The organism is Bacillus timonensis (assembly GCF_000285535.1).
In the GTDB taxonomy this organism is placed as follows: domain Bacteria; phylum Bacillota; class Bacilli; order Bacillales; family Bacillaceae_L; genus Ferdinandcohnia; species Ferdinandcohnia timonensis.
Genome location: NZ_HE610986.1, coordinates 861,065 through 874,676, shown reverse-complemented (window position 1 = coordinate 874,676; position 13,612 = coordinate 861,065). Strand labels below are relative to the sequence as shown.

The following is a 13,612-nucleotide window of genomic DNA, read 5'->3' as shown; positions in this document are numbered from 1 at the left end:
CAATGCTACGGGATACTATAGATTAAGGCAGCCATGGGCAAACTTCGGAACAACCCTAAAGAGAAGGAGTAATCTCAGTGACTAGTGAACTTAACAATACACAAGTAAAATCACGCGAGGAATTTCGAAAAACGCGTGAGGATGAAAAGAATACGGAAAAAGAACCTAAAGCGAAGCGTGAACGAAAACTTCGAATCCGCTTGATTCCGATTTGGGTACGACTTTTGCTTGTCGTTGTTCTTTTTGCAGCCAGCGTCATAATTGGTGTGGTTGTTGGTTATGGAGTCATTGGAAATGGTGATCCGAGCGATGCCTTGAAAAAGGAAACATGGCAGCATATCATGGACCTTATAAATAAAGATGCAGAAAAATAGGGAGGCACATGCCTTCTTTTTTATTTTATGTACGACTTTGATTATAGGGAAATTTACATTTTCAACAATACTTGTATTATAATAAGCATTATATGTTCGACTTATACATAGAGGAGGAAATTGTGAATTATGTATGATATTAATGAAATAAAGGAAATAATCCCTCATCGTTATCCATTTTTATTAGTAGACCGGATTCTTGAATTGGAAGAAGGAAAACGTGCCCTTGGCATTAAAAATGTAACGGCAAATGAAGAGTTCTTCAATGGCCATTTCCCTGGTTACCCAGTTATGCCGGGTGTTTTGATTGTTGAGGCGTTAGCGCAGGTTGGTGCTGTCGCAATGCTTAAAAAAGAAGAAAACCAAGGCAGACTTGCTTTCTTTGCTGGAATTGACAACTGCCGTTTTAAAAAGCAAGTAGTTCCTGGAGAACAACTTCGTCTAGAGGTGGAAATCACACGTCTACGAGGCTCTATCGGTAAAGGAAAAGGCATTGCAACGGTGGACGGAGAGCTTGTTTGTGAAACGGAAATTATGTTTGCATTAGGCGACAAAACAGAATAAGAATTGTGATTAAAACCGGATGAATGAACCCATCTGGTTTTTTTATGTTCATTTTTTTACAAAGGATACGCGGATTATGTATTTTTAAAGGGTTCTGTTTTGAGGTGCTTTTTATTAAATAAGTGCCAAAAAGTTGAACTGAGACCATAATTGGCCATATTGGTGAGTTGTCTTGCCGCAGTGAGGGACTGCTGAAAAATAAATAAGCGGAGGACTTCCGGTTAAATTCCGAATCGAGTTCGTATAGACCTAAATAAACGGAGGTATTCCGGTTATCCTAAGCAAAAGCCCTTTTTTTTCATATTTTAAAGTCATTAAGAGGAGTCTCTCCTTCTATTTAGGCTATTTTTAGTGTTTTTTACTGAATAGGGGAAATTCTTCCGCCTATTCCACTGCCTGGGTGCTTAGTTCTGCTCGAGCCTGCTATCGTATTTCGTTGAGGAAGCTCAAGCCACACCCACGAAAAATTGTCTCCTGCAACGAAAATCCTCCTCTTAAAAGCAACAAAGCTTGTGAAGTGAAAATAGCCATTTTTATTGATACATTTTTCATCTTCGGGGAAAGCTAAGCGAAGACCGAAGAGGTCACTAATACTTAGAAGAAAAAACAGAAAGGAGAATGTGTAATGAACAACAAGTGGTTCTTAAAGCTACTCGGGTCACTCCTTGCCGTATTTTTAATAACTGGCTGTAACAATGATGACCAAAATCCACCTCCAGAGGACGATGGTCTTGAAACACCAGGCGAGGATCTCAATAATGATGTCAATAATAATAACGATATGGACAACAATGTCACTCCAGAGGAAGATGTCGTTCCTGACAATAACAATGGCATGAATAATGGAGACCAAGACGTCGTTGAAGATCAAAATAAAGATGGCGATCTGGATATTAACAATGACGATGATGACCATACTGGTAATAACACTGATGAAGTTCCTCCTAGCGGAACAGGTGGCATGGGTGGAACAGGCGGCAATAATGGAGGCAAATAAGCCTTCATCCATACAAAAAAGGCAGGGTTTTTCCCTGCCTTTTTAACTTTGAATTGGTTTTTTCTTTTCTTGTAGTCTATTTTTAAATTCAGTTAAAAGCCCCTCACCTTGCAACCCCTGCTTAATCAGGTCTGTAAGTACAATCTCAGCCATGTTGAGTCGACTTGGTACTAAATTTCCTTCTAAAAGGACACTTACACTATTTTTCAAATCCTTAATGATTTTGACTTCACCCATTAAGGAGGCAGGATCATTTGATTTTTTTGAAATGGTCACTTGGAGATTCAGTTTTGTTTTTGCTTGTTTTGCTTTTTCAAAAACGGCCTTACATGATTGTTCAATAAAGGCTTCCACGATCCAACGGTTTTCCCCATCTTCCTTATTGATAATCAATCCATCAATCAACGGTATTTCTTCAACTCGATTTGGCTGTTCGTCTTGATGAAGTACCATAAGTGATACCAATTTAAACGTTTTCAAATGCCTACCCCCTTATATATCGTTCGTACTATTATCCATAGTTAAATTATAGCATATTTACCTGTTTATTATATGGATTAGAGGTGAAAATGAAACACAAAACCCAGCTGATATCTTGTGTGAAAAAAATTTGTAGAAGTTTAGATAATTGATGGATTCATTTTGTCGTTTCCAAAATAAGTGAAAAATCTTGTATGGAATATTCAATTTTAAAGAGAAATTGCTTAAAAAAATAAGGATTTCCTAATTTTACCTATGTCGAATCGTGAAGTATGATAGCCTTGTTACATTTAACCAAGGAGGTAAAAAAATGATTAATCAAGTAATTTTGGTTGGAAGATTGACCAGGGATCCTGATCTCCGTTACACCCAGGAAGGGAAAGCTGTAGCACATGTGACCCTTGCCGTTAGTCGCAATTTTAAAAATGCAGGTGGCGAAATCCATACCGATTTTGTAAATTGTACGCTTTGGCAAAAGACAGCTGAGAATACAGCAAATTATTGTAAAAAGGGATCTATTCTTGGCGTTACAGGTCGTATTCAAACTCGGAACTATCAAAACAATGATGGCAAAAGAGTGTATGTGACGGAAGTATTAGCGGATTCGGTTAAATTTCTTGGTGGGAAACCGAGGGAGCTTGTCGAAAATTAAGATTCTGTGTGCCTAAAGCTTAGGAGGAAATAGATATGAACAATGATGAAATAAAGTCCCTCAATGAAAAATTGAATAAGCTTGCAATGGGAATTGCGCTACATCTTGAAACATTACAAGGACAAATAGGGGACCGCATCGATCAAATTGAGCAAACCTATAATGAAAGGCTACTACAAATGAATCGTAACTTAGAAGGGAAACGAATGTGATATGAAATCCGTAAAAATGAAATTCAGAATATGAAAATTAACTCCACTATCCATGTACCTCGCAACAAGAAACTCCAGTCATCTTTTCAAATGATTCCTCTAGAGACAAATGGGTAATTCAATGATTCCTCAAAGCTTTGCCAACCATGGCATCACATGGTTGGCTTTTTTCCAATAGGCGAAAAACAGCCTTATTCATTTCACACTAATTCTTCATTTGGGTAAATCATAATCTTAATACTTGTGTCCTTTTGTGTTCGTGCCATCTCCACTGCTTCTTTAATATCCTTAAGTGCATATTTATGTGTAATTACCCTTTTCACATCAAGATTGCCACCACTTAAGGCCTGGATTGATGCAGGATATGTATTGGCATAGCGAAAGACACCGTACACGTCGATTTCCGAATCAATTAAATGAGTAATATCGATTGGGATTTCAGTGGCAGTTGGTAATCCTACAAGAACAACTCGTCCACCACGATTAACAATCTTCACCGTTTGCGAGACCGCTACATGGTTACCGGAAGATTCCACAACTACATTCACTCCACGTCCACCTGTCAAACGCTGGACTTCAGCTTCTATATCGCCATGTAATGGGTCAATTACACCAGATACACCCATTTCCAACGCTAATTCCCTACGATACGGGACAACATCACTTGCATAAATTTCATTTACACCATATGCTTTTGCAGCTTGAATGGCGAGTAATCCGATTGGACCAAGACCAGTAATCAATACTCGATCAGCAGGAGTCACCTTACCTCGGCTCATTGCATGCATTCCGACAGATAATGGTTCAAGTAAGGCACCTTCTTCGTAACTCATTTCATCTGGGAGCTTGAAAAGAAAGTCACTTCTTACCGTTACATATTCAGCCCAGGCACCATCAACGGGTGGGGTTGCCATAAATTGAACATCTGGGCAAAGATTGTACCGGCCAGATTTACAATATTCACAGCGGCCACATGTAATACCAGGCTCAACAGCAACTCTGTCACCAACGACCACATTGTTTACTTTTTCCCCAACTTGTACAACTTCCCCTGCCAGCTCATGACCTAAAATGATTGGCGATTCGACTACGTATCGGCCAATTTTTCCATGCTCATAGTAATGAACATCTGAGCCGCACACGCCAATACAATACACTTTCAGTAATGCTTCATCTTCTTTTGGAGTGGGAATCGCAATTTTTTTACTTCGATATCCATTGGTTTGTTCAATATTGCTGCATTCATTTCAGTTTGTGTCATGATTTATTCCCCTTCTTTTTAAAGATTTTCCTTGTAGGTAAAAAAGTCAAAATACGCTTTTTGTTGCTGGCCACTTAAATCCTGGGCACACATTCCAATAAATGCCCCGGTAAATCCTTGATCAAGCGCAATTCCATTTACAACCAGTTCCGCATTGTCATCCGATATTTTACTTGCATCCAACACAGGCCCAATCGGCATAAATTCCTCTCCATCAATAGAATAATAGAATTGTAATGAATCATAGCTTACGCTTGCCTTTAAAAAGATAGTGTCAATGCCTTCTACTGAAATGGGTTGTTCCAGTGGTTCATTATATTTTCCTCGATCACTTGCCATGATACCCAAGCATTTCCCAATTTCCTCATCATGACTGATAAATAAGTAATAGTAATTGTTTTTATTATAGTAATATACTAAACCAGCCATCTGCTGAAAACTAGTAGGTGAAAATTCAACAACTGTACTTGCTTCAAACGAAAAAGCCTGCTGTCTTCTCGCAACCAAACTTTGACGATGATTTGAGCTAAACGATTCCCTGCCTGTTAAGCGGAGATAACCAGGCCGTTCCGATAGAGATAACCAGTCCTCAGAAAAAGGCACACGAAGAGAGTTAAAGTGAATATTCAGTTCATCTGAATCAAAATTATCTGTTACAGGTTGTTTCGAAAACGGTGTTTCTGGTAATGTTGGCGCTTCCACGGATGTTGCAGGGTAATCGCCATTACATAATCGAAGCCATCCATCTGAAGTCCACATTGCTTTTTGAATAGCAGTTTCTCTGCCAAGTGTGCAATTTAGTGAGGGTCTTAACGGTCGACCACAAAGATGAACGAGATATAATTCATGTTCCTTTGTCTCGACAATGCTTGCATGCCCTGCTTTTTGTAAGTCAAGTTCCGGATGTTTGGCTGACGATAAAATGGGATTGGCTGGATCGACCTCATATGGACCAAAGATGGAGGTTGACCGTGCCACGGTTACTGCATGATTATATCGAGTACCACCCTCAGCGGTCATTAAATAATAATAGTCATTATGCTTATAGATATGTGGTGCTTCTGTAAGCCCCAAATGAGTCCCTTTAAAAATATTGTGAATCGGACCAACTAATTTCTGCTCTTTCATAGAGTATTCTTGCAGCAAAATACCGCCAAATGAATTTTTATTTTTCCGATGATCCCAAACCATATTTACCAGCCATTTTCTCCCATCCTCATCATGAAATAACGATGGATCAAAACCACTGCTATTCAAATAAATAGGTTCTGACCACGGACCCATGATGTCGGTAGCTGTAATTAAATAATTATGTGTATCCTTAAATGGTCCCATATGGCTTTTTACATCAGTAAAAATCAAGAAAAACAGGCCATCATGATAGCTTAAACATGGCGCCCAAACCCCTCCTGAATCAGGATTACCTAGCATATCCAATTGGCTTTTACGTGTTAATGGATGGGTGAGCAATCGCCAATTTTTTAAATCCTTCGAATGGTGGATTTGTACGCCAGGAAACCACTCAAATGTAGATGTTGCAATATAATAATCATCCTCAACCCTGATAATGGATGGATCCGGATTGAATCCAGGCAGAATTGGATTTGTAATCACAGACATATTCTGAAAAACCTCCCTCATAACAAAAGTGTAGTGTAATTACATTTCTTGCAGCGTTTACCACTTAACCTCTATTATAGGTAACTCTATTAACTTTGTATAGCCGATTTACAAAGTTTGATAGGTGTATTTGTAAAAAAGAAGTAAGGCTCTTTTCTAAAAGATTGTTACTTTAAGATAATAAGTGCAACCTAGTTGATTGGAGCGTAAGGCGACGACTCCTCGAAAATGCATACGCATTTTCTTCGTGCGTGGGTTATTTCAAGGAAGTATTCAGTGTCCTGCGGGAAAAGCGTGAGACTTGAGATTTCACAGGAGCGCTTAGCAACGAGGAGGCTCAAGCCACGCCCGCATGCAGCGGAAATCAATGGTGTAAAAATCAACAAAGTTTGCGAAAACAGCCCAAATAAAAATGATGGTTGACATGCATGGTGTATTAACCATATAATACATAACAGATAGTGTACTAAATGATTAGTACACCCATTTTTTACGATTGCTGTATTATGTCATTAGTACAGTTATGAACGTCTTTTTTTAACAACAGTGTATTAACCCCTTCATACAGGGGATAAATTTTTTAGGAGTTGGGTCTATGGATGTAAAGTTTAATAATCGGGATCCTGTCTATGTACAAGTTATTCAGTTTTTTAAGGAGCAAATTGCAAAGGGTATTTTTGAACCAGGACAGGAAATTCCGTCTAGAAGAGAATTGGCGAATCGGTTGAAGATTAATCCGAATACGGCTCAGCGCGCGTATAAAGAAATGGAGGAACAAGGCTTGATATTTACAGAGGGGAATTTACCAAGTCGAATTACAAAGGATGAACTCGTGTTGAAAAGAGTTCGAGAAGAATTGATTTTGGATGCCGTTACGACATTTATTCATTCCGTTCGGTCGATTAACGTGCCTTTAGAGGAAGTTTTGAACCTTGTTGAAAAAGAGTACGAAAAGGAATAGGAGGCGATTTTTCGTGATTGAAGTAAAGGATGTAACAAAGAAATTTGGTCGGAAGACAGTGTTAAAGGGTGTTTCATTTACAGCCGAAAAAGGCAAAATTACGTGTTTAATTGGAATTAATGGGGTTGGGAAAACAACCATTATGAAGGCAATAATGGCATTAACTCCAATAAACGGTGGGCAAATCCTAATTAATGGGGAAAAAATTCATAAAGGAAGCTATGAAAAAATCACGTTTATTCCTGACACAATCACCATGCTGCCACAGATGAAAATAAAAGAGGCTTTCACGTTTATGGCTGATTTTTATGACTGTTGGAATCAACAACGTGCGAATGAACTGCTTGAATTTTTCAGGCTAAAAGAAACAGATCGAATTTCGGAGTTATCAAAAGGGAATACAGCAAAAGTAAATCTGATTCTTGGACTTGCTTTAGATGTTGACTATGTCCTAATGGATGAGCCTTTTTCGGGAATTGATATTTTTAGCCGTGAGCAGATTGCCGAAGTATTTACAAGCCATCTAATTGAGGACCGTGGCGTCATCATCACAACACATGAAATCAATGACATTGAGCATTTAATTGACAAGGTTGTATTACTTGATAATGGTGTTGTGTTGAAGGAATTTGATACAGAAGAAGTGAGAGAGAATGAAGGGAAATCGGTAATTGATGTGATGAGAGAGGTGTATCAGGCATGAAGCGTTATTTAAAACTAGTTGATTTCGAGTTTACTCGTTTTTTAAAGTTGTATCTCGTTTTAATTGGAATTACGACTGTACTTCAACTCATTGGGGTCATTTTTGAATCGCGTAGATATGTAGGTCGAGCGAACAAAATGATCTATGAGGAATTAATGTCAAAGGCCGATTTTATATCGCAATTTGGAAAAATGTCACTCGTCCAATTTTCTCAGACTGTTTGGGTTTTAGGACCGATTGTCCTTTGTGGAGTAACACTACTCATTTATGTATTTTTTATTTGGTATCGTGACTGGCTTGGTAAAAACACTTTTAGTTATCGATTGCTTGTGTTGCCAACTGCAAGGCTGAATATTTATCTAGCGAAGATGACAACCATCTTATTGTTTGTTTTAGGTCTCGTTGCATGGCAATTACTTTTACTTCCGGTAGAAAGACAGATTTTACAATGGTTGGTGCCGGCTGAGTTTCGCATGGATTTACGGATGACTGAAATTACGGGTGCTTATTATATGAGTGTCATCTTCCCAAGAACTTTTTCTGACTTTATTTTGACGTACGGGTTTGGATTACTAGGTATTTGTATTGTGTTTACTGCTATTTTATTTGAGCGTTCTTATCGCTTGAAAGGGATATTCTATGGCATTGTTTATGTGGCCTTATCCGTTTTGGTCTTTATTGCACCACTGCTCATCAATGAATTTTTAATTGGAAACTATTTTTATCCGAACGAATTGTTCTATATGGAAGTCGTTACAAGCTTACTTACATGGGCGGGAGCAATATGGATAGGGAATCACCTCATAAATAAGAAAATAAGAGTATGATAGGAGGGCTAAAGATGAAACGATATTGGAAAATACTCACGCTTTGTTTTGTCACTGTAATCGTGATTGGAGCATTTTATATAAATTCGAGTCTAGCTGCGGAGAAAGTTGTAATTGGAATTGAAAAAGAGAGCGGTAATGAGGCTGAAGTGGAACATCTTGTCATAAATGGAGACTATACATTTGACAATATGAACCAGTCCTTGTTTATTACAAAAGATGAAACCATTAATCTGAGTAATCAATCTTTAATACAGCAATTAACAAGAAACACGACTGAATCTACTTATAAAAGATTAATTGATAAGTACGGACAGTTCATGAGAGGGAAGGATTTCTTCCAAAATGGTCTGTATGAGGATGAGAATCTAGTTGCCTATGCCAGTATGGAAGGCAATGGTGATGTATCGAAAAATAACTATTTTGATATAGAGATTTTAGACATTAAATTAGATAAAACGACTTCAATGAAGGTAGACGTTCCGAATGAAGACAAATATAGCTGGATTGAAATTGTCGATGTCCAAGTAGTCAATAATGAACTAAAAGTAATTGCTCGCGGATTTCGCACTGGAAGCGGAGAGGACTTGAATGTATACTCGATTGATCTTGATAAAAAGGTAGCTCTTGATGATACGATTTATTCAAGCCCGGAAGTAAAGAATGGTTGGTCAGATATTCGAGTGGTGGAAGAGTACTTTTCAATTGAACCGAAGAAATATCTTTTATTCCAAGTGTATGCCCATGAAATGCCTGAAAATGAGAATGAGATAGAGTCGGCCGTACCTAGCATCCTTGCAGATGAAATCATGATCTATAATATTGAAACGAAGCAAATGAAAAAATTAGAAATTAACCTTGAAGAAAATGGGTTTGGAATTGACGCATATAGCATTCAAGATTCCACTGTCTATGTCCCGAAACAAGTTCCAAATGGGATTGAAGTGCATCCGTATAATATTGAAAAGGATAGTTGGGGAGAGAAACAGTTTTTCCCTGTAAAACAACCTGATAAGGATAAAAACCCTTCATATACGAAATTAATGAATGGAAAGATTTATATCATTTCCTCAGAAAATGGCGAGTACCCATTATTGATCAATGATTTAAACACGGGAGAATCATTATACAAGGGAAAGCTTGTCGTCCAAAACCAAAAAAAGGACCAAAAAGACTACAAACTATACATTTACGATTTGAATGACTAATAGGTCATGGGGTGGATCCCGTGTCACATAATAGGATGAGAGAGTCACAGGGACAGGTCCCTCGTCCCATAATAGGGTGAGAATGATGGCGGATAAAGAAATCGAACAAATTATTAATGATTATCAGACTGAGTTGAGATACGTGGCTTTTCAATATGTACGGAATTGGGTCGTTGTTGATGATATTATGCAAGAGGTATTTTTAAAGGTTTTTTGAAATTCAATACGTGTCAGGATAAGGCTAAGCTGAAAGCGTGGTTATATAAAATCACTCGCAATCAATGCATTGATTATCTTCGTAGCAAGGTGGTAAAAACGACCGTCTTAACGGATAATCCTGACGAACTGCTATTTTCAACAGATAAAGTGGTAGAAAAGCGGATGTTGGCAAAGTTTGAGCGTGAAAAGCTTCACCAGCATCTAGATTCTTTACCTTCTGATTATAAACAAACGTTATCTCTCTATTATTTTTATGATTATTCTTATAGCGAAATTAGCCATCTTTTACGTAAAGACATTTCGTTTGTGAAAAATAAACTATTTCGGGGAAAGCAATTGTTGAGAAAAGTGTATGAAAAGAAGGAAGCAGTTGTTTAGTTGATGGCCAATCATGGGGGACATGATTGGTTTTTTTTTGAAACTAGTGCTGGGATTGCGTTTTCGAGAGGGGAATTCCGGCTGGAAGAGGATTGCGTTTGATAATTGCGCCTTAGAAAGCGGAAATTGGGTTTTATGGAAGTTTCGCAATATAAACGGTTCACTCTACCCGAAGTTGGGAATTTTATTCCTTCCTATCGACAAATGAGGTATAATTATCCAAAAATAATTGTTGAGGTTGAAAGAGTATGAGATACATAGTTTTGTTTGGGGTAGCACTAGTTTTGGGTGTTGTTATTGCCATTTTAGATGTGAGTGAGCCGCTTGGTTTTATTTTAAGCATGCTTGTGATAGTTATTCTTTCGACATATTTGTTTGTTTATCCAATTTATTGGGAAAAGAATGTGAAGAAGATAGAGTCGTATCTTGTGAAACGGAGAAAAAATCCAATGTTTAAGCTTTATTACGGGATGGGAAATCGGATTGATCAGGATGTGAAGGAAGCGACGGACGTGTTACTTCGAAAATATAAGCAGCCTGCAAGACAAGCTTTGTTTAAGACATTACATGCTTTATACGAGGATGATATTTTACGAGTGAAGTCGGACGTTGATGAAATCCAGCCTCCACAGTATAAAGCTTATTACAAGGCAATTGTCGCTGTTGAAGAGGGGAATCTCGACAAGGCCAAAGAGCTTGGCAAACAGATAAAGTCAGAATGGATGAAACATGCCTTAGCTTCTGGAATTGCGAAGAAGGCTGGTAATCATGATGAGTACGTAGCTGAAATCCAAAAGGCATATGAAAAAACGCGGGGATTACAGAGGTATGTCATTTATAAGCAATATGAGAAGGATTTGAAGTAAGGATAAAGGTCGTCGGTTGATTTGTGCTTCTCTTGTGAGGGATTTGTGTGTTTGGGAGGCGAGTTGCGTTATCACGAGCGGGAATGCGGCTTTATGTGTGATAAATGCGTTTTGTATTTGATAATTGCACGTTCGCGAGTGGAAATTGCATTGTTTGTTACGGGGAACTGTATCTTCGGTTCGAGAATTGCTATTTATGCTTAATCATTGCGTGTTTATAGGCATAAATTGCACAATAAGATCGTTTCGCAACCTAAACGAAGGGTGGTGACAGGAGTCACCACCCTTATGTTCATTTCTTTAGTTTTTCTTCAACTAAATGATAGAATTTTTGCCAAGGTTCGGTCTTGTCTTTGTGCTTTTCACTTGGCACAAACTTCTTAGCTCTTTTCTTTGGTTTTGTCACTTTTTCTGCCAAATAAATCAGCTCCCATAAGTTAACGGTATATCAGGACGTGGGATATCGGTATGCGATACACCGAAAAGCATGTTTTCAATATATAGCCCCGTAGGATTCCTGTATGTAGTATACCAAATAGCACAGTATTGGTATACCGTGCGTCTAGACTTCATAGAGCTGGGACATAAACCTGAAATATCCCCAATTTAACAGTCAAAGTGACTGTTCGCTCACCTAAAAAGGTGGGACGAAAGCCTCGCCCCACCTTTACATATATTATCTCGGATTAATCGGTGTTCCTATTTGTGCGTGGGCCTCAATTACTTCCGCTGCATCAAATAAGGTATCTTCCCTAAATCGTCTTCCCAAGAGTTGAACGCCAACTGGGAGACCATCGGCCACATGAGTTGGAACGGAAATAGCAGGGAAGCCAAGCACTGGAATTGCCATCATGGACCATTGTGCATCCATAACACGCCTCATGCTTTCGACACTCTTGATATCATCATCTTGTTCAAATGCCTGTTCAGCGGAAACTGGCATTAGCAATAGCGGGTATTCTTGTAAAAACTCTTGAAGCTGAACAATGAGCGTTCCACGACGTGAATAGCCTTTTATATAATCGGATAGTCCAGGGTTTTCGCCCCACCATTCTTTTGCATTCGCGAAATAATTGAAAGCAGCCTTTTTCATTCCTTCGTCTCCATACTGCTCAACAAGTGATATATTTGTTCTGAAATCCTCAAGCACTAATAAATACCAAAGCCTATAAGCCTCTGCGAAAAGCGGAAGATTGACTTCTTCGACAACATAACCAGCTTCAGTTAACTGGTCCGCTGCATCATTCAAAGCTTGATTGACGGCTGACGATGGAGTAGCAACACCAACATCACGTAAAAGCCCAACTCGAATTGGTTTTTGAAGGGGCTCCCCAATTAAAGGTACTGAAGCATGGAGTGGATCACGCTGATCAAATTCACTCATGCTTTGTAGGGCAAGGCGAAGATCCGCAACGTTTCGTGCAAGTGGCCCATCTGTTGACATCAATTGTACAGAGAGTGATTGATCTCCATTCGGAGGAGCAAACCAGCCAGGAACTCTTCCCATTGTTGGCCGAATTCCAGTAATCCCACAGGCATAGGCAGGATGACGAACAGAACCACCAATATCATTACCATGTCCAATTGGCATCATCCCTGAAGCTACAGCTGAAGCAGCCCCTCCGCTTGAGCCACCAGGTGTGCGAGATTTATCCCAAGGGTTCAGGGTTCTTCCGTGTAAATCATTATTTGTAAACCAACGGAAACTAAAGGCTGGTGTATTGCTGCGGCCAACAATTACAGCTCCTGCCTTCCGTAAATTCGCCACTGGCGGACTATCTTTTTCTGCAAGATTATCTTTAAAAGCCACAACACCATCTGTTGTTACATGTCCAGCTTGGTCAACATTCACTTTTGTCGATACAGGCACACCATGTAAAGGCCCAAGTAGCTCGCCTTTTTTTACAGCTAAATCTGCCTGGTCGGCTGCGGCAAGTGCCTCTTCTGCGTGTACTTCAACTAGCGCATTAAGAACTGGGTTCACTTCCTCAATCCTGTCCAAACAGCTTTCAACAGCCTCACGTGAAGAAATGAGTCTTGTTCGAATTCCATGTGCCAAATCTGTTGCAGACCAGCGCCATAATTCATCCTTGCCCTGATTATGTAATACCTGAGATGCACGAGACTGAACCGAAGATTGTTCCATACCTCATCGCCACCTATCAAATAATTTTGAATATTACAAATTAATTATAATCAATAGGTAGCTCCGTGTAAATTAAAAAGGCATGGGCAAGTGGAAGATCCAGTAGGTCCCGTCACATAAAAAAGGTGGGACACGGAATCTTTG

At 39.0% G+C, this 13,612-nt stretch carries 17 protein-coding genes; 12 read left to right on the top strand and 5 right to left on the bottom strand.

Going from position 1 to position 13,612, the window contains the following annotated elements; genetic code table 11:
* The first annotated feature begins 77 nt into the window (after positions 1-77).
* The 3 genes from BTHG_RS12905 (at position 78) to BTHG_RS24950 (ending at position 1,935) form a co-directional block, all read left to right on the top strand.
* Positions 78-374, top strand: coding sequence for a DNA-directed RNA polymerase subunit beta (locus BTHG_RS12905; protein ID WP_010677149.1), 297 nt, complete (start codon positions 78-80; stop codon positions 372-374).
* Between the two features lie 129 nt (positions 375-503).
* Positions 504-938, top strand: a complete 435-nt coding sequence (gene fabZ / locus BTHG_RS12900) for a 3-hydroxyacyl-ACP dehydratase FabZ (RefSeq protein ID WP_010677148.1) — start codon at positions 504-506, stop codon at positions 936-938.
* 625 nt (positions 939-1,563) lie between these two features.
* Positions 1,564-1,935, top strand: coding sequence for a hypothetical protein (locus BTHG_RS24950; RefSeq protein WP_010677147.1), 372 nt, complete (start codon positions 1,564-1,566; stop codon positions 1,933-1,935).
* Positions 1,936-1,977: 42 nt separating this feature from the next.
* Here BTHG_RS24950 and BTHG_RS12890 read toward each other — a convergent pair whose 3' ends face one another.
* Entirely contained in the window at positions 1,978-2,415 is a 438-nt protein-coding gene (locus tag BTHG_RS12890; protein ID WP_010677146.1) for a YwpF family protein, read from the bottom strand.
* A gap of 310 nt (positions 2,416-2,725) precedes the next feature.
* On the opposite strand from BTHG_RS12890, the gene ssb reads away from it, so the two are divergent.
* Entirely contained in the window at positions 2,726-3,067 is a 342-nt protein-coding gene (gene ssb / locus BTHG_RS12885) for a single-stranded DNA-binding protein (protein ID WP_010677145.1), read from the top strand.
* Between the two features lie 35 nt (positions 3,068-3,102).
* Entirely contained in the window at positions 3,103-3,279 is a 177-nt protein-coding gene (locus BTHG_RS26835; RefSeq protein ID WP_157256207.1) for a hypothetical protein, read from the top strand.
* Between the two features lie 200 nt (positions 3,280-3,479).
* Here the strand turns inward: BTHG_RS26835 and BTHG_RS24945 are convergent, their stop codons facing one another.
* Entirely contained in the window at positions 3,480-4,436 is a 957-nt protein-coding gene (locus BTHG_RS24945) for an NAD(P)-dependent alcohol dehydrogenase (protein ID WP_010677144.1), read from the bottom strand.
* A gap of 122 nt (positions 4,437-4,558) precedes the next feature.
* Positions 4,559-6,160, bottom strand: coding sequence for a glycoside hydrolase family 43 protein (locus BTHG_RS12870; RefSeq protein WP_010677143.1), 1,602 nt, complete (start codon positions 6,158-6,160; stop codon positions 4,559-4,561).
* A 595-nt stretch (positions 6,161-6,755) separates the two neighbouring features.
* Here BTHG_RS12870 and BTHG_RS12860 point away from each other — a divergent pair.
* The 7 genes from BTHG_RS12860 to BTHG_RS12825 all read left to right on the top strand — a co-directional run bounded on the left by BTHG_RS12860 (position 6,756) and on the right by BTHG_RS12825 (position 11,322).
* Positions 6,756-7,121, top strand: coding sequence for a GntR family transcriptional regulator (locus tag BTHG_RS12860; RefSeq protein ID WP_010677142.1), 366 nt, complete (start codon positions 6,756-6,758; stop codon positions 7,119-7,121).
* Positions 7,122-7,134: 13 nt separating this feature from the next.
* Positions 7,135-7,824 carry an ABC transporter ATP-binding protein gene (locus tag BTHG_RS12855; RefSeq protein WP_010677141.1) on the top strand — a complete coding sequence of 230 codons (690 nt, stop codon included), beginning with the start codon at positions 7,135-7,137 and terminating at the stop codon, positions 7,822-7,824.
* The gene (locus tag BTHG_RS12850; RefSeq protein ID WP_010677140.1) at positions 7,821-8,651 is read left to right on the top strand and encodes a hypothetical protein; all 831 of its coding nucleotides are present in this window, start codon (positions 7,821-7,823) and stop codon (positions 8,649-8,651) included. Before BTHG_RS12855 ends, BTHG_RS12850 begins: the two co-directional genes overlap by 4 nt.
* Before the next feature lie 14 nt (positions 8,652-8,665).
* Positions 8,666-9,859 (top strand): hypothetical protein, encoded by a 1,194-nt coding sequence (locus tag BTHG_RS12845; RefSeq protein WP_010677139.1) that lies wholly within the window; start codon positions 8,666-8,668, stop codon positions 9,857-9,859.
* Between the two features lie 85 nt (positions 9,860-9,944).
* Positions 9,945-10,076: a sigma factor gene (locus BTHG_RS26290; RefSeq protein ID WP_010677138.1), complete on the top strand. Its 132-nt coding sequence runs from the start codon at positions 9,945-9,947 to the stop codon at positions 10,074-10,076.
* Positions 10,073-10,456, top strand: a complete 384-nt coding sequence (locus tag BTHG_RS12835; protein WP_010677137.1) for an RNA polymerase sigma factor — start codon at positions 10,073-10,075, stop codon at positions 10,454-10,456. Before BTHG_RS26290 ends, BTHG_RS12835 begins: the two co-directional genes overlap by 4 nt.
* A 248-nt stretch (positions 10,457-10,704) precedes the next feature.
* Positions 10,705-11,322, top strand: a complete 618-nt coding sequence (locus BTHG_RS12825) for a hypothetical protein (RefSeq protein ID WP_026021808.1) — start codon at positions 10,705-10,707, stop codon at positions 11,320-11,322.
* 292 nt (positions 11,323-11,614) lie between these two features.
* Here BTHG_RS12825 and BTHG_RS27680 read toward each other — a convergent pair whose 3' ends face one another.
* Positions 11,615-11,740, bottom strand: coding sequence for a hypothetical protein (locus BTHG_RS27680; protein ID WP_269719496.1), 126 nt, complete (start codon positions 11,738-11,740; stop codon positions 11,615-11,617).
* 258 nt (positions 11,741-11,998) lie between these two features.
* On the bottom strand, positions 11,999-13,468 hold the full coding sequence (locus BTHG_RS12815; protein WP_010677135.1) for an amidase family protein: 1,470 nt from the start codon (positions 13,466-13,468) through the stop codon (positions 11,999-12,001).
* Positions 13,469-13,612 lie beyond the last annotated feature (144 nt).